General features: G+C 36.4%; 16 protein-coding genes and 2 tRNA genes. 8 read left to right on the forward strand and 10 right to left on the reverse strand.

Going from position 1 to position 21,747, the window contains the following annotated elements; all coding sequences use genetic code 11:
* Nucleotides 1-22: 22 nt before the first annotated feature.
* A complete protein-coding gene (locus BARBAKC583_RS03650; RefSeq protein WP_005767026.1) occupies nt 23-1,219 on the reverse strand; it encodes a deoxyguanosinetriphosphate triphosphohydrolase in 1,197 nt (398 codons plus the stop codon).
* Between the two features lie 106 nt (nt 1,220-1,325).
* Here BARBAKC583_RS03650 and BARBAKC583_RS03655 point away from each other — a divergent pair, with 106 nt between their 5' ends.
* The 5 genes from BARBAKC583_RS03655 to glmS all read left to right on the forward strand — a co-directional run bounded on the left by BARBAKC583_RS03655 (nt 1,326) and on the right by glmS (nt 6,875).
* On the forward strand, nt 1,326-1,649 hold the full coding sequence (locus tag BARBAKC583_RS03655; protein ID WP_005767028.1) for a HesB/IscA family protein: 324 nt from the start codon (nt 1,326-1,328) through the stop codon (nt 1,647-1,649).
* Nucleotides 1,650-1,709: 60 nt separating this feature from the next.
* The gene (locus BARBAKC583_RS03660) at nt 1,710-2,672 is read left to right on the forward strand and encodes a hypothetical protein (RefSeq protein WP_005767030.1); all 963 of its coding nucleotides are present in this window, start codon (nt 1,710-1,712) and stop codon (nt 2,670-2,672) included.
* 49 nt (nt 2,673-2,721) lie between these two features.
* Nucleotides 2,722-3,474 carry a cytochrome c biogenesis CcdA family protein gene (locus tag BARBAKC583_RS03665; protein ID WP_005767032.1) on the forward strand — a complete coding sequence of 251 codons (753 nt, stop codon included), beginning with the start codon at nt 2,722-2,724 and terminating at the stop codon, nt 3,472-3,474.
* 50 nt (nt 3,475-3,524) lie between these two features.
* A complete protein-coding gene (gene glmU / locus BARBAKC583_RS03670) occupies nt 3,525-4,874 on the forward strand; it encodes a bifunctional UDP-N-acetylglucosamine diphosphorylase/glucosamine-1-phosphate N-acetyltransferase GlmU (RefSeq protein WP_005767034.1) in 1,350 nt (449 codons plus the stop codon).
* A 177-nt stretch (nt 4,875-5,051) separates the two neighbouring features.
* Nucleotides 5,052-6,875: a glutamine--fructose-6-phosphate transaminase (isomerizing) gene (gene glmS / locus BARBAKC583_RS03675; RefSeq protein WP_005767036.1), complete on the forward strand. Its 1,824-nt coding sequence runs from the start codon at nt 5,052-5,054 to the stop codon at nt 6,873-6,875.
* Nucleotides 6,876-7,098: 223 nt separating this feature from the next.
* On the opposite strand, the gene recG is transcribed toward glmS, so the two are convergent.
* The 9 genes from recG to purM form a co-directional block, all read right to left on the reverse strand.
* Entirely contained in the window at nt 7,099-9,207 is a 2,109-nt protein-coding gene (gene recG / locus BARBAKC583_RS03680) for an ATP-dependent DNA helicase RecG (protein WP_005767038.1), read from the reverse strand.
* Between the two features lie 136 nt (nt 9,208-9,343).
* The gene (locus BARBAKC583_RS03685) at nt 9,344-11,104 is read right to left on the reverse strand and encodes a GNAT family N-acetyltransferase (protein WP_005767039.1); all 1,761 of its coding nucleotides are present in this window, start codon (nt 11,102-11,104) and stop codon (nt 9,344-9,346) included.
* A 395-nt stretch (nt 11,105-11,499) separates the two neighbouring features.
* Nucleotides 11,500-13,422 (reverse strand): DUF1561 family protein, encoded by a 1,923-nt coding sequence (locus BARBAKC583_RS03690; protein ID WP_005767040.1) that lies wholly within the window; start codon nt 13,420-13,422, stop codon nt 11,500-11,502.
* A 469-nt stretch (nt 13,423-13,891) separates the two neighbouring features.
* A tRNA-Thr gene (locus tag BARBAKC583_RS03695) sits at nt 13,892-13,967 on the reverse strand.
* A gap of 276 nt (nt 13,968-14,243) precedes the next feature.
* A complete protein-coding gene (gene accC, locus BARBAKC583_RS03700) occupies nt 14,244-15,584 on the reverse strand; it encodes an acetyl-CoA carboxylase biotin carboxylase subunit (RefSeq protein ID WP_005767041.1) in 1,341 nt (446 codons plus the stop codon).
* A gap of 14 nt (nt 15,585-15,598) precedes the next feature.
* Entirely contained in the window at nt 15,599-16,081 is a 483-nt protein-coding gene (accB, locus tag BARBAKC583_RS03705; RefSeq protein WP_005767042.1) for an acetyl-CoA carboxylase biotin carboxyl carrier protein, read from the reverse strand.
* A 216-nt stretch (nt 16,082-16,297) separates the two neighbouring features.
* Nucleotides 16,298-17,155: a DsbA family protein gene (locus tag BARBAKC583_RS03715; RefSeq protein WP_005767043.1), complete on the reverse strand. Its 858-nt coding sequence runs from the start codon at nt 17,153-17,155 to the stop codon at nt 16,298-16,300.
* A gap of 360 nt (nt 17,156-17,515) precedes the next feature.
* Nucleotides 17,516-18,127 carry a phosphoribosylglycinamide formyltransferase gene (gene purN, locus BARBAKC583_RS03725; protein WP_005767044.1) on the reverse strand — a complete coding sequence of 204 codons (612 nt, stop codon included), beginning with the start codon at nt 18,125-18,127 and terminating at the stop codon, nt 17,516-17,518.
* Complete coding sequence (purM, locus tag BARBAKC583_RS03730) at nt 18,124-19,209, reverse strand: phosphoribosylformylglycinamidine cyclo-ligase (protein WP_011807356.1); 1,086 nt, start codon at nt 19,207-19,209, stop codon at nt 18,124-18,126. The genes purN and purM overlap by 4 nt, the downstream gene beginning before the upstream one ends.
* Before the next feature lie 167 nt (nt 19,210-19,376).
* Here purM and BARBAKC583_RS03740 point away from each other — a divergent pair, with 167 nt between their 5' ends.
* The 3 genes from BARBAKC583_RS03740 to BARBAKC583_RS03750 all read left to right on the forward strand — a co-directional run bounded on the left by BARBAKC583_RS03740 (nt 19,377) and on the right by BARBAKC583_RS03750 (nt 21,696).
* Entirely contained in the window at nt 19,377-20,591 is a 1,215-nt protein-coding gene (locus tag BARBAKC583_RS03740; RefSeq protein ID WP_005767046.1) for an AI-2E family transporter, read from the forward strand.
* Entirely contained in the window at nt 20,588-21,277 is a 690-nt protein-coding gene (hdaA, locus tag BARBAKC583_RS03745) for a DnaA regulatory inactivator HdaA (RefSeq protein ID WP_005767047.1), read from the forward strand. Before BARBAKC583_RS03740 ends, hdaA begins: the two co-directional genes overlap by 4 nt.
* Nucleotides 21,278-21,619: 342 nt before the next feature.
* A tRNA-Pro gene (locus BARBAKC583_RS03750) sits at nt 21,620-21,696 on the forward strand.
* Nucleotides 21,697-21,747 lie beyond the last annotated feature (51 nt).

A 21,747-nucleotide genomic window follows, 5' to 3' on the forward strand; every position in this document is an offset into this window, starting at 1 on the left:
TCCATATTGTATTTAAAACCAGTTAAACAAAATCGACTTTTTGGTCAAACAATCGTTGGTATTCACGTAAGGCATAGTGATCAGTCATGCCTGATAGGAAGTCAGAAATGACACGTGCTAATTCTTGGTCTGTTAAGTGAGTTGTTTTATTGTACCAATTTTCAGGCATAAGATTTGGATTGTTACTATAACAATTAAATAATTTTTGTATGATATACTGTGCTGTATTTCGACGCTTGATGACTTGATCATGGTAGTAGAGATTTTTGAAAAGAAAATCTTTTAGCTGTTTTTCTTGCATGGCCATTGCAGGAGAAAAGGTAACAATCATCTGTCCCGCTTGGTGAACATCATTTGTATTTTGGGGTTTGATGAGTGCTAAGTTTTTTTCTGATTGTTGAATAACATCTTCGACCATGATTGTTATTTGTCTTCGCACTAATTCATAACCACGTCGAGCTTGATCAAGCTGTGGATATGTTTGTTCAATGTCATTTAACAGTGAAGCTGTAAGAGGAATTTTTTCGAACTGACTTAATGTTAAATAATACGAACGCAAACCATCATCAACATCATGAGCATTATAAGCAATATCATCAGCAATAGCAGCACACTGTGCTTCTAATCCTGCAAAGCGATCAAGCTCAAGATCTTGTTGCTCATTATATTGCAGAATATCAATTGGAATATTTTTATTACTAGAATGAGGACCTGCAAGAGGACCGTTATGTTTTACAAGTCCTTCTAGTGTTTCCCACGTGAGGTTAAGTCCGTCAAAATTTGCGTAACGCTGTTCAAGTTTCGTAACAATGCGTAATGTTTGTGCGTTATGATCAAAGCCACCATAGGGAGCCATTGATTCATCAAGGGCTTCTTCTCCGGCATGGCCGAAAGGGGGGTGTCCAAAATCATGAACAAGAGCGATGGCTTCAGCCAGATCTTCATCAAGATGTAGCGCACGGGCTAATGTACGTGCAATTTGAGACACTTCAATTGAATGGGTAAGACGGGTACGATAATGGTCGCTTTCATCAGCAATGAATACCTGGGTTTTATGTTTAAGCCGTCGAAATGCATTAGAATGAATAATGCGATCCCGATCCCTTTGAAAAGGAGTGCGTGTTGTGCTTAGAGTTTCACAAAATAGTCTTCCACGGCTTGTTTGTGGGTTTGTGCTGTATATCGCTCGAGATTGATAATGGATATTGCTGATATTCATTGCAAATTATTTATTCTCATTTTAAACTTAGTGTTAGCTTATTATTAACAGCTTTTACCTGTTTAGGATATTCTCTCTCACTAGCTTAATGCAAGGATATATAAAAATGACTGTGAGTGTATCAGATTTTGCTGCTGAACGGATTGCAAAAATACTATCAAACGAACCTAATAAGATAGCATTACGTATTTCTGTTGAGGGTGGTGGATGCTCAGGTTTTTCTTATAAATATGATTTAGTTTCTACACGTAAAGAGGATGATTTCGTTATTCAAAAAGGTGGGGCGGTTATATTCATTGATTCAATCTCTCTTTCTTTTATGAAAGGAGCTCAAATTGACTTTGTAGACGATCTTATGGAGCAATCGTTTCAAATTCATAATCCCAATGCTGTTTCGTCATGTGGTTGCGGTGTTAGTTTTTCAATTTAGAATTTTTATTTTGTAATATTGTTGCTTGAAAACATTGTCACTTTAGTCAACAATATAAAAATGAATGCCTTAACAAAAATATTACATCAGATTTTTTGGCTAGTCGCAATATTTATCTTGTCAGTTGGGAGTTATAGTGCCTTTTCTAAGGAGGAAAGAGTTAAAAATCTGCAACAAGAACGGTTAACAGATTCCATTATACATTCTCAAAATAATGAAGAAGAAACTTTATCTCAGGCTACACTAATAGTGCACGCTCGATTAATGAACAACAGCGAAAATATCACGAAAGGATTGGTGTGGCGAATTTATGCCCCTGTCTTAATGGGGGATAAATTGCCGTTGATTGCAACTTTTGAAGGTGGTAGCGCACATTTTGACCTAGAAGCGGGGAGCTATCTTGTGCATGTTTCGTTTGGCCATGCAAGCGCAGTGCATCGTGTCAGCTTAGAAAAAGGACAACAGCTTGTCAAAAATTTTAATCTTGAAGCTGGTGGTGTTATTTTAAACAGCACAGTGCTTAATGGTATAATCAATGAAAAAGAATTGAATTTCACTATATATGAAGATGCAAAGGAGACTGATGATACTGGTGTCATTCTGTCAAATGTAAAACCTCAGTCACTTGTACGTTTAAAAGCTGGTTATTATCACGTTGTTTCTTATTATGGTTCAATTAACGCTATTATAAGTGCTGATATCCAAGTAGATGAAGGTAAAATTACTGAAGTAAGCCTCGAGCATCAAGCCGCTCAAATCTTACTAAAGTTGGTGCGTCAAGAAGGAGGAGAGGCGCTAGCAGATACGAGTTGGTCTATTACCAATGATTCTGGTGATATTATTTATGAAACAGTTGGTGCTTATGTTCCACTTGTGTTAGTCGAAGGAGATTATATTGCGATTGCTAAAAATAAAGATCAAATTTATCAAAAGGTTTTTTCAGTCATCTCTGGTTACGACAAGGATGTGAGTGTGATAGCAGACACAGACATTATGCAAAAATTCAATGAAACAGAAGATTGATCATCATTTGTGAATGTAAATCATAATTATTAAAGGTGAGCACAGAATTTTGCTAACAGGCTTTTCAATATTTAGTGTGTTTTTTGCTGGTGCATTGTCATTTTTATCACCGTGTGTTTTGCCATTAGTACCACCTTATTTATGCTATATGGCAGGTGTTAGTATTGACGATTTTCGTTCAGAAAACCGAAGTGAAAAAGTATCTGTACGTTTAGCACTTTTATTTTCTTCTATTGCTTTTATATTTGGTTTTACGACTGTTTTTGTCGCATTGGGTGCAAGTGCGAGCACAATTGGCAAATTTATAGGCTATTATCGTGATTGGTTAGTTATTTTTTCTGGAATTATCATTATCATTTTTGGTTTGAATTTTTTGGGTATTTTAAAGATTAATTTTTTATCTCGTGAAGTACGTATTCAAATGCGCAAAATACCTACTGGACCTTTAGGGTCTTATATTATTGGTTTAGCTTTTGCATTTGGTTGGACGCCCTGTATTGGCCCAATTTTGGGGCCTGTTATAACGCTTGCAGGAACAAAAGAAACTGTAGGGGAAGGTGCTATGCTTTTAGGAATCTATTCTTTAGGTCTTGCAGTGCCTTTCGTGTTAGCAGCTTTCTTTTCAGGAATTTTTATGAGATTTTTAGAATCTTTTCGTATTCATTTAGGAAAAATTGAAAAGGCTATTGGCATTTTTCTCATCATTACGGGTATTTTGTTTTTGACAGGATCTATCCATGATTTTTCATTTTGGCTTTTAACAAATTTTCCTTTGTTAAGTGATGTTGAGGCTATCAGTTGACATGATGCTACGAATATATCTGATTTTTTTTATTAATTTTGTGTGTTTTTATGGTTAGGAATTGTCTTTCTATTGTTCTTGCAGCAGGTGAAGGGACGCGTATGAAGTCGCCTCTTCCCAAGGTTCTTCACAAAATAGCTGGGCTACCACTTGTATGTCACGTAATAAAACAAATAGAATTAGCAGGTTCTTTACAATTGGCTGTAGTTGTAGGATCCGGTGCTGAAGATATCACTAAAGTTGTTCAATCATTTACAAAAAATGCAATGATTTTTGAACAAAAAGAGCGTTTAGGTACGGCGCACGCTGTTTTATCTGCTCGGTTAGCTTTGCAAGAAGAAGTTGATGATATTCTCATTGTTTTTGGTGATACTCCCTTAATAGAACATAGTTCATTGGTACGTATTCGTGCATTTCTTGCTGATGGAGCGGATGTTGTTGTAGCTGGTTTTTATGCTTCTGATCCAACAGGTTATGGTCGTCTTATTAAGAAAAATGGTAAGCTTATTACCATTGTAGAAGAAAAAGATGCAAGTGATGAAGAGAAGAAAGTTTCCCTTTGTAATGGTGGAATAATGGCTCTTAATGGGAAATATGCACTTTCTCTTTTAAATAAGATTGATAATAATAACATGCAGCAGGAATATTATTTAACAGATGTTGTTTCTATTGCATCGCGCCAAAATTTAAACATTCAAGTTGTTGAAATTCCTTTTGATAATGTTATCGGTATTAATAATTGTTTTGAGCTTTTTGAAGCTGATGCTTTGTGGCAAAAGCGTAAAGCGCGCGATCTTATGTTATCTGGTGTTACAATATTAAAACCAGAAAGTGTTTATTTTTCTTATGATACAGAAATTGAACCAGGTGTTTTGATTGAGCCAAATGTTTATTTTGGGCCAGGAGTAAAAATACAATCGGGTGCAGTCATTCGTGCATTTAGTTATTTAGAAGGGGCTGTTGTTGGCAGAGATGCGCAAATTGGTCCTTATGCACGTTTACGTTTTGGAACGGAGTTAGAACGGTCGGTTAAAGTTGGGAATTTTTGTGAAATTAAGCAAGCAAAAGTAGGAGAATTTTCTAAAATCAACCACTTGAGTTATATTGGTGATACAGAAATTGGTACAAATACCAATATTGGGGCTGGTGCAATTACGTGTAATTATGATGGTTTCAATAAACATAAGACTGTGATTGATGATGATGTTTTCATCGGTTCTAACTCGGTGCTTGTGGCTCCATTAAGTATAGGGAAGGGATCCTATATTGCTTCAGGAAGCGTTATTACTGAAGATGTTCCTATAAATAGTATGGTTTTTGGGCGAGCACGGCAGGTAATAAAAGAGGATCGTGCAATAAAATTACGTGCACATTTGTCAAAAAATAAACGAAATAAGTAATTGTTTTTAGTCTATTTGGGAGCTTCACACTAATTTAATAATAATTGTGCGGAGATTTATTCTTAGATTTACCATACTATGTTCAGTTTATATAGTAATTTCAAATCTTGAATGAAGTTAGTTTATTATGTTACGAGATTACCACCATAAATCTGGTATGTGGATTGGAGCCTTTTAATGTGCGGAATTATCGGAATTTTTGGAAATAGGCCTGTTGCCTCCTACCTCATTAATGGTTTAAAGCGTCTTGAATATAGGGGGTATGATTCATCCGGTTTAGCAACAGTGCATAATAGTAATCTTCACTGCATTCGAGCCGAAGGTAAGTTAGTTAATTTAGAAGAAAAACTGAAAATAACGTCTTTGAAAGGGAATGTAGGGATTGGGCACACGCGTTGGGCTACGCATGGAGTTGCTGTAGAGCGGAATGCTCATCCTCATATGACAGAACGGCTTGCGATTGTTCATAATGGTATTATTGAAAATTTTTTAGAATTAAAAAGAGAACTTATTGAAAAGGGTTATATTTTTGAAACAGAAACTGATACTGAGGTTATTGCTCATTTAATTACGCATGAATTAAAAAACGGTCTTTCTCCGCAGGAAGCGACACGCGCAAGCTGGAAAAGACTACGAGGTTCTTTTTCTATTGCTCTTATTTTTAAAGGTGAAGACAATCTTATGATTGCTGTTCGCTCCGGTCCACCTTTAGCAATTGGCTATAACAAAGGTGAATTTTTTGTAGCATCAGATGCAATTGCTTTATCTTCATTTGTAAATCACATAAGCTATATGGAAGATGGTGATTTAGCTGTTCTTACGCGTGAGGGAGTGACAATTTACGATGCAGATAATCAACTGGTAGAACGCCCTATTACAGCGTTATTGGATGGAGATTTATCAGTCTCTAAAGGTAATTACCCTCATTTTATGCGTAAGGAAATATTTGAACAACCTGAAATTATTTCCCATAATTTAGCGCGTTATTTTGATTTTGGAAGTTATACAGTTCGCCCACTTGAAAATTTTATTGATTGGAGAAATATTAACCGATTATCATTTTCAAGTTGTGGAACTGCGTATTATTCAACTTTAGTTGCACGCTATTGGTTTGAAAATTTTGCTTCTTTGAGTGTTGATAATGATGTGGCTTCTGAATTTCGTTATCGGGAGCCTCCTCTAGCAACTGATGTCTTATCAGTGTTTGTTTCTCAGTCTGGTGAAACAGCGGACACACTGGCATCCTTGCGTTATTGTCGAGATCGTGGTGTAAAAACAGCAGCAGTTGTTAATGTTGAGCCATCGACAATGGCAAGGGAAGCTGATTTTGTTATGCCAATATTCGCAGGTACAGAAATTGGTGTTGCTTCAACAAAAGCTTTTATTTGCCAATTATCAACACTTGCTTCTATGGCACTTAGTGCAGCTAAGCAGCGTGGACATCTTTCAGAAACTACAGAGCAACAGCTAGTTCGGCAGTTGGCAGAAGTGCCACATATTTTAAATAAAGTTTTAAAGTTAGATGATAAAATTAAGAAACTTTGTCATGATTTAGTAAATGTAAAAAGCGTTCTTTATCTTGGGCGTGGTACTTCTTATCCAATTGCTTTGGAGGGTGCACTTAAGCTAAAGGAATTATCTTATATTCATGCTGAAGGTTATGCAGCGGGTGAGTTGAAACACGGTCCGATTGCGTTAGTTGATGATAAAATGCCAGTTATTGTTGTTGCACCTTATGATAAATGGTTTGAAAAAACTTTTTCTAATATGCAAGAAGTCGTGGCACGTAATGGCCGTATTATTTTAATAACGGATGAAAAAGGAGCAGCGGCGGCATGTCTTGATTCTGTGTCGACAGTTATTTTGCCAGACGTTCCAGAATTTATTGCTCCGATTGTTTATGCTTTACCTATTCAGTTAATTGCTTATCATACGGCTGTTTTATTAGGAACAGATGTGGATCAGCCGCGTAATTTGGCAAAATCAGTAACTGTTGAGTAAAAATCATTTTCATCTTTGGAGATTATTAAAAGATGAAGGAGGTCTTTATCAATGAAGATAAAGCTCTTTATTTATTTTACTTAGGCTATTTAAAACATGTCGCCAGTAACAGTTGAGTGTATTTTGCATGTTTAGCAGAAAGAAAAATCACTCATGATAGTGCATTCTATTTTAGAATAGTCAAAGCCTATCTGATTATTTTCAAAAAAAATTCTTTTTTTTATTAGCCTGCACGTAAGAGTTGAATAGCATAATCTCTTTTAAAAAGATAAAGGAGTAAACGTAGGGCCTTTCCTCGTTCTGAGGAAAGAGTAGCATCACGTTGTAAGAATAAACGTGCATCTTTTCTTGCCATCGATAAAAGATCGCTATGCACTGCAAGATTTGCTATATGAAACTCAGGCATACCGGATTGTCGGGTTCCCAAGAGCTCGCCTTCACCCCGCAAACGCAGGTCTTCTTCAGCAATTATAAAACCATCTTCTGTACTGCGCATGATATTAAGACGTGCTGCCGCTGTTTTTGTTAGTGGACCTTTATATAGCAGAATACAAGATGATTTTTTTTCTCCTCTTCCAACGCGTCCGCGTAATTGGTGCAACTGTGAAAGACCAAAATGTTCTGCATGTTCGATAACGATAATCGAAGCATCAGGAATATCCACTCCTACTTCAATGACTGTGGTTGCAACCAAGATACGTGTTTTTCCGCATTTAAAGGAAGCCATTGCCGCATCTTTTTCATTCGTAGACATTTTCCCATGTATCATACCTACACAGTCTCCGAATTGTTCATATAGAGTAGCAAAACGGTTTTCAATCGAGGTCAGTTGAAGGGTTGTAGATTCCTCTACCAAAGGACAGATCCAATAAAGTTTTTCTCCTTTTTCTAATGCTGATGCAATGCGCTCTATCAGTTCATTGATCCGTTCTAAGGGAAGCGTTGCCGTTGTGATTGGTTGGCGCCCAATTGGCTTTTCTGTAATTTTTGATACATCCATGTCACCAAAAGTTGTTAATACCAGAGTACGTGGTATAGGAGTTGCAGTCATAACCAGCATGTCGGGCTTATGTCCTTTTGCCGTAAGAGCAAGGCGTTGGTGTACACCAAAGCGGTGCTGCTCATCAATAATGGCTAAAGAAAGATTATGGTAAGTAACGTTTTCTTGTATCAAAGCGTGAGTGCCGATGATAATAGAGGCGTGTCCTGATGAAATGTCATTTAGGATATTTGTGCGCGTTTTTCCTTTTTCTCGTCCAGTTAAGAGAGTTGTTTGTAAACCAATTTTTTCAGCAAGAGGAGCAATTGTAGAAAAATGCTGTCGGGCCAAAACTTCTGTTGGTGCCATTAAGGCTGATTGTCCTAAATTTTCAGCAATTTGCGCTATTGCCATTAGTGCAACGACGGTTTTTCCTGTTCCCACATCGCCTTGAAGAAGCCTTAACATGGGTTCAGGTGAAGCTAAGTCATTCGCAATTTCCTTTATCGTTTTTTTTTGTCCATTGGTTAGTTGGAAGGGTAAGGATTTAAGCAGTTTTTCAGTATAGGTTCCTGTTGATAAACGAGAGACTCCTGTAAGAGATTTAGTTTGTAATCGCACAAGACCAAGAGCTAATTGACAAGCAAGCAATTCATCATAGGCAAGACGTTTACGTGCGGTACTTTCCAAGGATAAATGACAGGGATCTATAGGATCATGGATACAACGTAGAGCAACAGAAAAAGAAGAAAAATTTTGTTGTTTTTTTACACTTTCATCTATCCATTCTGGTAAAAAAGGAACATGCTCAAGAGCATTTTGCACGACACGTCGTAATGTTTTTGCTGATAGTCCAGCGGTAGAGGGATAAATAGGTTCGATTAATGGTATCTGATTAAATTCCTCACTAAATGCTATATGATCGGGATGAACCATTGAAAGCTGTTTATTAAACCGTTCAATTTTACCTGATACAATGACTGTTTTTCCCTCTGGGAGCTGTGTTTTCAGCCAAGAGCTTCGGGCATGAAAAAATACCAAATTTATTTGACCTGTTTCGTCGTGACCAATGACACGATAAGGTAATGATTTGAGGTTGGTTGGTGGGGGTTGATGCTGGTCGATAGTGATTTTTAGGGTAACAATTTGACCTTCTTGTGCACAAGCAATGCTGGGTTGCATTCTACGGTCTATAACCGAATGGGGCATCAACTGAAGCAAATCAATAAGTTGGGGTTCACGTTGTGCAAGATCAATGTTTAAAACCTTAGCCAATAAGGCACATATCTTGGGGGTAATTCCAGGTAAAGTACGAATAGAGGATAAAAGAGGATTAATGAGGTTTAAGCACATAAGAAAATTTAGCGTGCTCTTTTTGTTTTTTCTAGTGTTTTTAAGAGCTTTTTGGGGATAAATCTTCAATAGACAAGACGAGTTATTTCATTTTTAATTTGGTCATTGGGTAAAAACCAAGAGGGTGAAGTGTGAACTAAGAATTGCATCGAGCATCAGAGGGGATCCAGCTATAAATATTTTGGTCGTGAAAAACTCCATTTAAGTATTCAGCTTCTCTAAATGTTGCTTCGTGTACAAAACCGCAACGCTTTGCAACTGCATTGCTTCTTTGGTTAACAGTAGTGCATCTGATGACAAAGCGATGAAGAAAACGACGTGAAGAATAATGCTTAACAAGAGCGTTCACTGCTCGCGTAATGATACCATTACCTTGAACTCTTTTGTCAAGCCAATATCCAATATATCCGCTTTTATTCACGTGATCGATAGTGTGGAGAGAAACTAAACCAACCGGATTTTCATTAAATAAAATAATATGTGTTTTTTCCTTGTCATGTTGATGTGCAAGAAAACAAGAGTCAAGATAATCGGCTGTATCACACTCATGATTAACAGAAGGCGGCCATGCCATAAACATACTGAAATATTCTTTGTTGAACTGAATGACTTTATATAGCGCAGAGGAAAATTTTCTTGAAGGTGCTTCTAACCGTATATTTTCATCCAAACATATACGTTCTTCCTTATGAAATAAATCTCTGGAAGTGAAAGAGGATGATATCTTTGCAATTAGCACACTGCCTCTTAGCCAAATGTACACTGGTGGTTTTTTACGTGTCCATTCGTTAGAAGCTTGCATATTATAATTACTGCAGCTTCTTATTAAAAAATGTTGACCTTCTGTCAAACCATAATAGCCTTGTGGAGACAGGGAATCATCTTCAAAACAATTAAAGCCAGCCAAAATCTGTTTATCTTGAGTTGAATCTTTATCCCCATCGTTTAAAAGTGTTAGGGAATGATGCCAATTATGTATGGACGTGATCCAGTTGATGCTTAGATTAGTTTGTATAATTTTGGCATCATAATGATTCTTATAACCCAGTGCTTTTCCTATTACATAGCTACTATCTTTGTTCAAGTAGTGATCCAGTTCAAAAATCAGCTTCCATCTTTTAGATAGATTTGGATCATAGCTGTTCAATACATCATGAATGCTCCGGAAAATAGTTTCTGGATCATAATTTTCAGGTTCTGGGTTAGTGAGAAAATCGGTGCTTATATCAAGGTGCCCTGATGATGGCATATGTTCAACAAGAAAGGGAAGCCAGTGATGTAAGGTATCTGTGATTTTGGGATAATTTTCTGGATTAGAGCCAACATAAAGATGGAAGCCCTGCAGATAAAGATGATCAGTGTTCGACAATATAGGTAAAATATCATTGATATACTCTTCTTTTGTTATTCCAAATCGGGAGTATTTACCATTACGATAAAAATGAGAGAGTCTGATGCCTACACCATAGCGTCTGTTTTTATTAACGGCCAATGTATTGAGCTTACGAAGTTCGCTAACGCTATCCACGTAGATGAGAGCGTCTTTTTCCAACGCAAAAGACAAATCTTCAGAGGTTTTTAAGGGACCACCTAAAATGATGCGATCATTAGGAAATCCTGCGAATAAAGCGATCTGGAATTCATCAGCAGAACAAACTTTCGCGTTTAGTCCTTCCTCCGCCAATAATTTGCAAAAGATTCCAAGTGAACAAGATTTAATAGCAACAGCAATGTTGCTATCAGTAAAATACTTTTTGCTGGCTGAAATTAATGTTTTTGCTTTTGCCAAAGCATTGTCGGCATCAAAAAGAAAAAAGGGAAAATCAGTATGGCCTGGTCGACCAGCAATTTCTTTTGCAACCTGAATAATATATTCTGGAACTGTTTTTTGTATCATAACTGAACGCTTACTTACATTTTAAATGGCTGTATTCCATTTGTCCATCAATTTTGTTGATCGTTAGCGTTGGAATAACAGAAATATCAATGTATCGCAATGAATGCATGCCATGTGTATTTTTACATCTTCATCACTCTGAAGAGCAATATTTTGTGGCGTTCAGATTGACATTTTCCTTTTCCTGAAGGACAAGGTTTTATAGCGTTCAGGATAAATGATAGGATTTTTTATGGGGAGAAGACATATGCAAAAATATCCAAGGAAGGGCTTGCACTCATTAAGCAATGGTTTGCAAAGAATTTAAAAGGCTATGTATTATGTTCATTGAAAAAGTTTAGTAACATTGGTGGCTCAATGTTTCTTTACTAAACTTCTTTCATTATTTACAATTTTCATTGAATTGCACACCTACCACTACCACATTGATTAATGAGAGAGGTTCTTGGAAGTCCTCTAGTGCCTCTTCTATGATCTCCTTCTCCAGTACAATTGTCTTGCGAAATATAAAGATTCAAAGGAATTTCATCTAGTTGAGCCATTTGAAAAGTTACTAGTGAATAAAGTCTTCGATTACTCCTAAGTGAAAACTCAGAAAGCAATATTTCTGGATCTCTCGTTGGGTTGAGATAACTCCTAAACTCATCAAAACTCATACTAGCTATGTTTGTAGAAATTAATACGAGCCCTTCATGTGTTCTTAAAATAGGTTGAGCATGACCAATCATACCGCTACCATCCATAGTTGATCTAATAATTACAATATACCAAAGCGTTCCTTCAGGAGCTCTTAATAGATTTTGCAGCTGGCTTCTCATCTCTTCCGGCGTTCTTGCCATAAAGGAAGGTCTCCACTCATATCGGGGTAACAATATTGACGCTGCTGCACGAGTTGTTCTAGTCGTTCGCGTTAAAGTACTCTCTCCTACACGCAAAGGTGTTGTGCCATGGGATATTGTAGCTTCAAGCCTTGCTGCAAGCACAGGGAATCTCTGACGAAATGATATAAATGGGCTTACACCTTCTTGCGTATTAAAGAAATAACCTTCTCCATTGTGACGGGGCCCTCTGAGATGATCCTCTTGCAATTCAGCTAGCATTTGCAAAGTATGCAACATGCAGACGCCGCAAGCGGCAATTGCTTCTCGCCCCGTGGAGCTAGTACTTTTAGCGATTTCCCATAATCTTTTTTTCCATTCTTCAGTAAGGACAAAGCTAGGAGGTAGGGACCTTTTTACCCGTGTCTTAGTAGCATGAACAACATTTTCCTTATTGCCAGGAGCAGGGCAATAAGCCAGTGTATCTCCTAAATTCCCATTGACATAGCGATTCCATCTTTCCATGTCATAAGTAAAAAGAAAATTAGATTGAGGAGAGTTGGTTGTGTCTTGTTCAAGGTAACTAGGCTTCGCTGTATAAGGCTGTCCCCAACTGAAGCCATATTGAGTCACTCTTAAAAAATTCCCCTGATAATCCGTTAAAGCTCCTTCACGTCCAGCCAAAACAGCAATATTCCAAGAGCCGATATCTTGTTGAGCGGTGGTTGTATCTTTACAAAATTTCCAATTTACCCAGTTCCAATCGTCATTAGGGGACTGTTGGGAAGCCATGCAAGACATCACTCCAGAAGAAGGGAAATATCGAGCAATATGGCCATTTTCTGGATTATAATAGAGATCAAAAACGTCTGATTTCGATCCATCGTCTGAAATATAGTATGTAGAGAAACCAGAGCTATGTACAAATTTCCACCCTAAAAACATCTTGAGGTTAATGTTTACAGGGGTAGCAACAGTTTTGATCCAATCCTCCATCGTGATTAAGGTGTGATCGTAGTAATCATCTTTGTTTTTTGAAATATAAGCGTACCATTTATAGTCTTTAACGCGAAACTTTTCATCAGCTGTGTAAAAAGCATTATTTTTAATGGTCCAGCGTTGGTTAGGGTCATTGATCACACAAGGCCTTAATACAATATAATCCCAGTTAGCTGTAGACTTTCTACCAATGCCTGTCACAGAACCAGGCGCAGTCATGCACAGCCAAACCCCATCGACATTCCAGGCGACTCTTTGAAAGACATCATATCGAGCAAATAGAGCACTGGAAGAAGAACAATAGTCAATGTAAACATAACCTTCACCATTTACGAATGCTGGGGCATAACAATAGTGAGCGTTTGTATGCACTTTAACACGAATAGCTTGGTCCTTAGAATTATCAGGGTGTTTCTGCTCTGACTTAGGAGTAAGAGCAGCAAAGGCCGTATGAAGAGTCAGTAATAAGCTAAAAAAGAAATAACACAATTTTAATTTCATTTTGTTATTTTTTACCATAGTGTCGTTGTAATGTTGACAAGCTAATCGAGAAATTCTGTTTAAATATCCTCTTTCCCTCTAGGGAAGAGAAGTCTCTTAGCATTTAGAACAAATAAGACTAATTTATGTTTTGCGTTTATATTAAATTTTTGTGATAAACAGATTGAATATTTACATAACTTAGAATCATTGTCTGTTTCAGAGAAACATGAGGGATCATGATTAGCTATTAGGGTATAAAATGATGTCTCGCCTAATGCGACGGATAGGAAGTACTGATTATATCTTTGTTTATTCTTGATCTTGAGAGTCTAAATATACTCAAACCATTTTCAAAGCACTTGAAGCAATGCAATGGCTTTCAAAGAATTGAAAAGCTGTTACAGAAAAGGCCTATTAGAAAATCTTATTCTATTACCTTTAAAAAACATCAACAAAATCAAGATATTAATTAATATAAAAAACGTAATGGTGCCCCCAGAGAGACTCGAACTCCCGACCCCCTGATTACAAATCAGGTGCTCTACCAACTGAGCTATAAGGGCACATTTCACCGTGAGTAGCATAAAGTTACAAAAAGGAAAATAGAAAATTTCAGATTCCAATAGACATTTTTAAGAATATAAAATTAATAAATTAATCAACTATTGAGTATATGGAAATTACTGGAAAAAGTCGTATCACCTCTTCCGTGAGGAATAGTCCTCAAAGAGTCTCACGTCTTTACATTCTCTAACGTTTAAAAACTAAGTGCATAAATGAGCAGGAAAAAGCACAGTATCGAATTATTATATTTGCTACCGTTCGTGAATTTAGACAACTTATTGATCAGAAAGATATTTTTCTAGCCAGTGAATATTATAATCACCATTAGCAATATCTTGATTGTTAATAAGGTCACGAAACAAAGGTAATGTAGTTTTAATGCCATCAACTACAAATTCATCTAGTGCACGTCTTAAACGCATCATACACTCTAAGCGTGTTCGTCCATGAACGATCAGCTTTCCAATCAAACTGTCATAATAAGGTGGAATATAATAACCAGAATAAACACCTGAATCAACGCGAACTCCTAAACCTCCAGGTGTATGAAAATGCGTAATAAGCCCTGGAGATGGTGTAAAATTAATGGGATCTTCAGCATTAATACGACATTCTATAGCATGGCCAGAGAAGCGAACATCTTCTTGTTTGACAGAAAGCCCTTGGCCAGAAGCAATGCGAATTTGCTCATGGACCAGATCTATACCTGTAATAGCCTCGGTTACAGGATGTTCAACCTGTAAACGAGTATTCATCTCAATGAAATAAAATTCACTATTTTCATAAAGAAATTCAATAGTTCCTGCTCCACGATAGCCAAGTTTAGCGCAAGCATTTGCAACAATATCACCAATTTTTTTCCGTTTTGATTCATCAAGTGCAGGCGAGTTAGCTTCCTCCCATACTTTTTGATGACGTCGTTGCAGTGAACAATCACGTTCTCCTAAATGAATAGCATTACCAGCTCCATCACCCATAACTTGAATTTCAATATGGCGTGGCTTTTCTAGGTATTTTTCGATATAAACTGAATCATCGTTGAAAGCTGCACCAGCTTCTGAACGGGCCGTATGAAGAGCTACAGAGAGTTCTTTCTCAGAACGGACAACTTTCATACCGCGTCCACCACCACCTGCAGAAGCTTTAATAATAACTGGATATCCAATTTCATGAGCAATACGGAAAGCATCAGCGTCTTCAGTTACTGCTCCATCAGAGCCTGGGACGATAGGGATACCAAGCTGTTTAGCTGTTTTTTTTGCTTCTATTTTATCACCCATGGTGCGAATATGTGCAGCTGTTGGGCCGATAAATGTAATATTATGGGCTTCTAAAATATCTGCAAATTTTGCATTTTCAGAGAGAAAGCCATATCCTGGATGAACAGCATCGGCTCCTGTGATTTCACACGCAGAAATAATTTGCTGAATATTCAAATAAGAATCGCGAGATGGAGGAGGACCGATACAGACACTTTCATCAGAAAGACGAACATGCATAGCATCAGCATCAGCGGTTGAGTGAATAGCTACAGTTTTAATTCCGAGCTCTTTACAAGCACGTAGAACACGAACAGCAATTTCCCCTCGATTAGCAATGAGGATTTTTTGAATCATAGCAGTCTCTCGCTTCACTCAACAATAATAAGTGGTTCGTCAAACTCAACTGGCTGAGCATCTTTAACAAGAATTGCGGTTACAGTTCCTGAACGTGGTGATGAGATGTGATTCATCGTTTTCATTGCTTCAATGATAAGTAATGTTTGTCCTTCAGAAACATTTTGTCCTATTTCTACGAAAGGTTGTGCACCTGGAGAAGGTGCAAGATATGCTGTACCAACCATTGGAGATGCTATTGTGTTTCTTGATTTTTCTTCTTTCACAGGCGAAGCGACAGTCGTCGGAGCAGAGGTCACATTAGGAGTTGTAACAGGAGCATAAATTACTTGCTCAGAGGAAGCTGAGGTATTTTGGCGTGACACACAAATACGAAGCCCGCCTTGTTCAAGCTCAATGTTAGTCAGATTTGTGTCATTCAAAATCTTTGCAAGGTCACGGATAATGTCCATATTGATTTTTGTATGTTTTGTCTCATCCATTTTTTTTGTTATCATTTTAATTTTTAACTCCTTGACCGGTGAAGATCATCACTTCTTATACTCTTACGACACAATATTTCTAGACTTCTGATTATATTTTTTCTGATGTTTTGCAATACATTTTGAGTTTTAGATCAATTTACTACATAAAATTATATACTTATAAAAAGAAAAATTATACAATCAATGCTTAGTATCTTTCAATAAATTTGATGCGTTAAAGGAAATTGCTTATTGCATGTTTTGTATTATTTCCTTTAAAGTTTCCTTTCCTATAGCTCCAACAAATACCATATTATTAATGATAAAAGAGGGAGTACCAGTGATATTTAATGCAGAAGCAATCTGAATATTTTCGTTAAAAACTTTTTGTAGATTATGGTCTTTCATCATGTTGTGCAGCTCTTTTTCATTTGCTCCCAGTGAAACTGCTACTTTTATAGCTTTAGCTTTATTAGCACGACTTGGATCCGTTAACAGCTCTTTATAAAACTGAGCATATTTTTCTGGAAATTTTTTTCGAAATACATAAGCAACAGTATGTACTGCCATTGAATCAGGACCTAAAATTGGGAAGTCTTTAATAATGACTCGCAGGTTTGGATACTCCTCTATTAAGTTCATTATAATTGAATAAAAATGTTTGCAATACCCACAATTATAATCAAAAAAATTAACAACTACTATATCGCCATTTGGATTTCCTAAAACAGCGTCATGAGAAGAATGAAAAATTTCTTTTTCTAATAATTTGATAACTAGAGCTTGTTTTTCATTTTGTTCTTTCAGTTGTTTTTGAAAAGCAAGTTCCAGTTCAATCATAATTTCTGGGTTTTTAAGTAAATAATCTTTTATAACTTTCTGGATATAATGATCATGGGTGCTTAGTGTAATTTTTTCGCTAAGCTTAGATAGAAAAATAGGATCTTCTAGAAGCTGTATTTTCAAGTTTTCTGTAATTGAGTGATCAAATATTTTCTTTTTGTTTTCTGCATTTGCTAAAGGCAAGAAAGCTAGAATATTTGACATAACTATAATTAAAAATTTCACAATGAAACTTATCATTGAATGTTGTTGTTGGTAAGTCATTTGTGTGTCTTTATCACTTAAAGAATAATTATCAAATATATGGCAAAATATTACATACATGCAACACAGCATTTAACTGTGTTTAAATTTAGCAGGATATCAAGATAATATAGCTGTGAAAAGATTGTCGTATAAGATATATCTTACACGTTTATCTTTTTAAAGATTAGGTTTTGAATGTATTACATTGTTTTTGAAGAAATATACTCCTTAAAAAACATAATTTTTCAGAAATTTACAGGTAGTTATTAGAAGAAGAGATGCATTTTTTTGCAAAATTTTTTTCAAAAACAAAAGACTATTGCATAATTTATAGAAATGAAAGGGTAAATTTAAGCAAGATGGCTTAATACTTAATATTTAGAAAGAGAAAAGTTGCTGTTGAGGATCTGTTTCTTGATAGTGCCCTTCAATGAAAGCCCTTAAAGCTTTTGGATAAAGTTTATGTTCAGCTTTAAGAACTTTTTGCGCTAAACTATCAGTATTATCACAAGGGCATACAGGGACAGCAGCTTGAGCAAGTATCTTTCCTGAGTCCATTTCTTCAGCAACAAGATGCACAGTACAACCCGAGATTTTAACGCCTGCTTCTAAAACTCTTTCATGGGTGTTTAAACCTTTAAATGAAGGGAGAAGAGAGGGATGTATGTTGAGGATTTTATTTTCATAAAGTTTTATGAAATGTGGTGAAATAAGCCGCATATAGCCAGCGAAGCAGATCAAGTCTGGTTGATATTGAGCTAAAATATTAAGAATAGATTCCTCATGCGTTTCCTTGGAAGGATAGCTTTTGCGATCAAAGATATGAATGGGTATATTATTGTCACGTGCTTTTTCAATGCCAGCAGCATGAGGGTTGTCACAAATAACAGCAATAATTTCAGCGGGGTATCCAGTTTGCTTACTTGCTTTAACAAGTGAGACCATATTAGATCCATTGCCAGAAATAAAAATGATAACTTTTTTTTTCATAAACGCAATTCACCCTTATAGACCACTTTTTTACCATGACATTGTGTTAAAACGCCAAGAGAAGTAACAGTTTCTCCTTGTATTTTAAGTGCTTTGCTAAGCTCTTCAACTGAGTTTTCTGCTACAATAATAATCATACCAATACCACAATTAAATGTTCTTAGCATTTCTGTTGTTTGCACTCTACCTTGTTCAGAAATCCATGAAAACACAGGTGGAACATTAATAGCAGAAAGATTAATTTCAGAGCAAAGAGAAGGCGGCAGTATACGTGGAATATTTTCAGGAAATCCACCGCCTGTGATATGGGCGAGAGCTTTGATTCCTTTATAAGTTCGTATAGTTGATAAGAGTGATTTTACATAAATACGAGTTGGCGTGAGAAGTGCTTCGCTGAGGCTGATTTGAGGATTAAAGGGAGCAGGGTGATCCCATTTAAAGCTGCCTTGTTCAACAATTTGCCTAACAAGAGAAAAACCATTAGAATGAATTCCAGATGAGCTAAGACCTAAAATAATGTCGCCTTCTTGCAAGTTTTTTACAGGCAATAGTGCGCCACGTTCAACAGCTCCTACAGCAAATCCTGCTAAATCATAGTCTCCATTTGCATACATTCCAGGCATTTCTGCAGTTTCCCCTCCGATGAGAGCAGCACCTGCTTGTCGACATCCTTCTGCAATACCGGAAATGATTGCAGAACCTTGTTCAGTATTAAGCTTTCCGGTAGCAAAATAATCCAAGAAAAAAAGGGGTTCAGCACCCTGTACAATCAAATCATTGACACACATAGCTACAAGGTCAAGACCAACAGTGTTATGGATACCTACTTCAATAGCAATTTTTAGCTTTGTTCCAACACCATCAGTTGCTGCTACGAGAATAGGATCTGTAAAACCTGCTGCTTTTAAATCAAAAAGACCACCAAAGCCACCAATTTCTGTATCTGCACCGGCTCGCTTCGTTGAACGTATATAGGGTTTTATTTTTTCTACCATAGCATTACCTATATTAATATCAACACCGGCTTCTGCATAAGTAAGGCTGTTATCGGGCTTATCATTCATAAAGTTTTTATTACTCATTAAGGGTTGCCTTATGGAAAATCAGTTCTGGTATTTACGCAATGCCACGATAGAGTTATCTCTGCAAGAGATATTGATATTAGCACCCAGAAATATGAATAATTGTTTTTCTTGACCTGAGTGAAAGAAGTTGCATAATCTTTTTTGAAGAATTTTTTTGGATATTGATGAATAAGTTATTAGATAATCATAATAATAGCTCTACTTTGCAGACGATGAAAAAGAGAATTAATGAAAATAAGCCTCAGGGTCGTCATACTGCTTACGTGCCAGCTTATGCTCAAACGCCGTTGCCAAATGGTATGAGTAAACAAATTTTATTTTGGTTAGGTGCGTTAATTTCCTTTATTCTTTTTATGTTTATTTTTGGATCGATTTTGTTTCCTTTTATAGCAGGGATTGTATTAGCTTATTTTCTTAATCCAGTGATAGAATTACTTGAAGAAATTGGTATTCATCGTGTTTTTGGCACTATTTTGATTACTCTATTTATTATTGTTATTTTTGTGGTCTCTCTAACAATTTTGATTCCTATTATTAGCTGGCAAATACAGCAATTTGTAAGTAATGGTTTGCCAACTTATATGAATCGCATTCAAACTTTTTTTGTCGAATATAATTTTGATTGGATTAGACATTATTTTGGTAGTGATCCAAGTGAATTACAAAGTAATATCACAGCACTTTTAGGACAAAGTTCTGATTTTATTACATCTTTTTTAAATTCACTTTTAAGATCAGGAAGATCTATTGTTAATATTGTTAGCTTATTAGTGGTAGTGCCTGTGGTAGCATTTTACATGTTATTAGATTGGCAGCGTATGATTGAAACTGTTGATTCGTGGATACCGCGGGATCATCTTGCAACTGTTCGCAGTATTTTTCATGAAATGGATAGAGCTGTTGCTGGCTTTATTCGTGGGCAGGGAACAGTTTGTTTGGTATTAGGAGGGTATTATGCTATTGGCTTGACTATCACAGGACTTAATTTTGGTCTTGTAATTGGTATGCTTGTTGGTCTTATTAGTTTTATTCCTTACATTGGTACAATGATTGGCTTTGTATTGTCTGTTGGTGTTTCCTGGGTTCAGTTTTATCCAGATGACTGGGGGCGGATTGTTATTGTTATGGTTGTTTTTTTCATTGGTCAATTTATTGAAGCCTGCATCCTTCAGCCAAAGCTTGTAGGTTCATCCGTAGGCCTTCATCCAGTGTGGTTAATGTTTGCACTGTTTGCCTTTGGTTCATTATTTGGTTTTACAGGTATGCTTGTTGCTGTTCCTGCAGCAGCAGCTGTTGGAGTTTTGGTTCGTTTTGCCCTTCATACCTACCTTAGTTCTGAATTATATTCACAAGGCAAAAATTCGGAGCTTGTGGAATGAATGAGCGGGAAGTCCAATTACCTCTAGATTTACCTTATGAATCTGTCTTTTGTTTTGATAATTTGGTCGTTACGGATAGTAATCGTATGGCTTTTCAGTTAATTGATAATTGGCCAAATTGGATACTGCCTATTGCTATTTTGGTTGGAAAAGAAGGCTCTGGAAAAACGCATTTTTCTAGTGTATGGGCACAAAAAGCTAATGCTTTAACTGTTGATCGTGAAGATATTGATCGGGTTATTTCTTTAGTTTCTTCGGGTAAATCGCTTTTAATTGAGAATATTGATGCAGGCCAAATCAGTGAAACTGGGCTTTTTCATTTGATTAATAGTATTCAGCAAGCAAATCTTGATGCACGTCAAACTAATTTGTTAATAACCGCTCGTACAGTGCCATCTACATGGAATTTAAAGTTAAATGATTTAAAAAGTCGTCTGAATTCGGTTATGTTGGTTGCTATTAATCAACCTGATGACGCTCTATTAACAGCTGTTGCTTTTAAACTTTTTTCAGATCGGCAAATTGCTGTTCATTCAGATATTATCCATTACCTTGTCACTCGTTGTGAGCGATCTTTGTTTGCATTACAGCGTGTTGTTGATTCTGTTGATCGATTAGCATTGCAAAGAAAAAGTAAAATAACGCGGACTGTTATTGGTGAAGCCATCAACATGCAAATGCAGTGATATTATGTTGAATGCAGCTTCAATTATTTGATGTAAAATAGTTTTATTATTATTGAAATGCGCAAGAAAGATGCAGTTATCTTGGATGAACTCTGACTTCTTCGTAAGTGAGTAATGATTGTGAAAGAATGATTCTATTTTAAGTAGCTATTTTATTTGTTTTTTGATTACTTTTTCTGGAAATATTATTTTTCTTATTTCCGATCATAAGATATAATTAAATGAAGAGTTGTTCGAACAATTCTTATCTATGAATAAATAGAATAAAATTTAAAAAAAATATGTTTTTCTCTTGCACTTCTGCCTCTAAAATTTTAGGGAAGGTATTTCGGGTATCAATAACGGAGCGTAGCGCAGTCTGGTAGCGCACCTGATTTGGGATCAGGGGGTCGTAGGTTCGAATCCTATCGCTCCGACCATGTTTTAATGAAAAATCATGGGATAATTGTGTGGTATGTGGTAAAGAATTG

This window comes from Bartonella bacilliformis KC583 (assembly GCF_000015445.1).
Classification (GTDB): Bacteria; Pseudomonadota; Alphaproteobacteria; order Rhizobiales; family Rhizobiaceae; genus Bartonella; species Bartonella bacilliformis.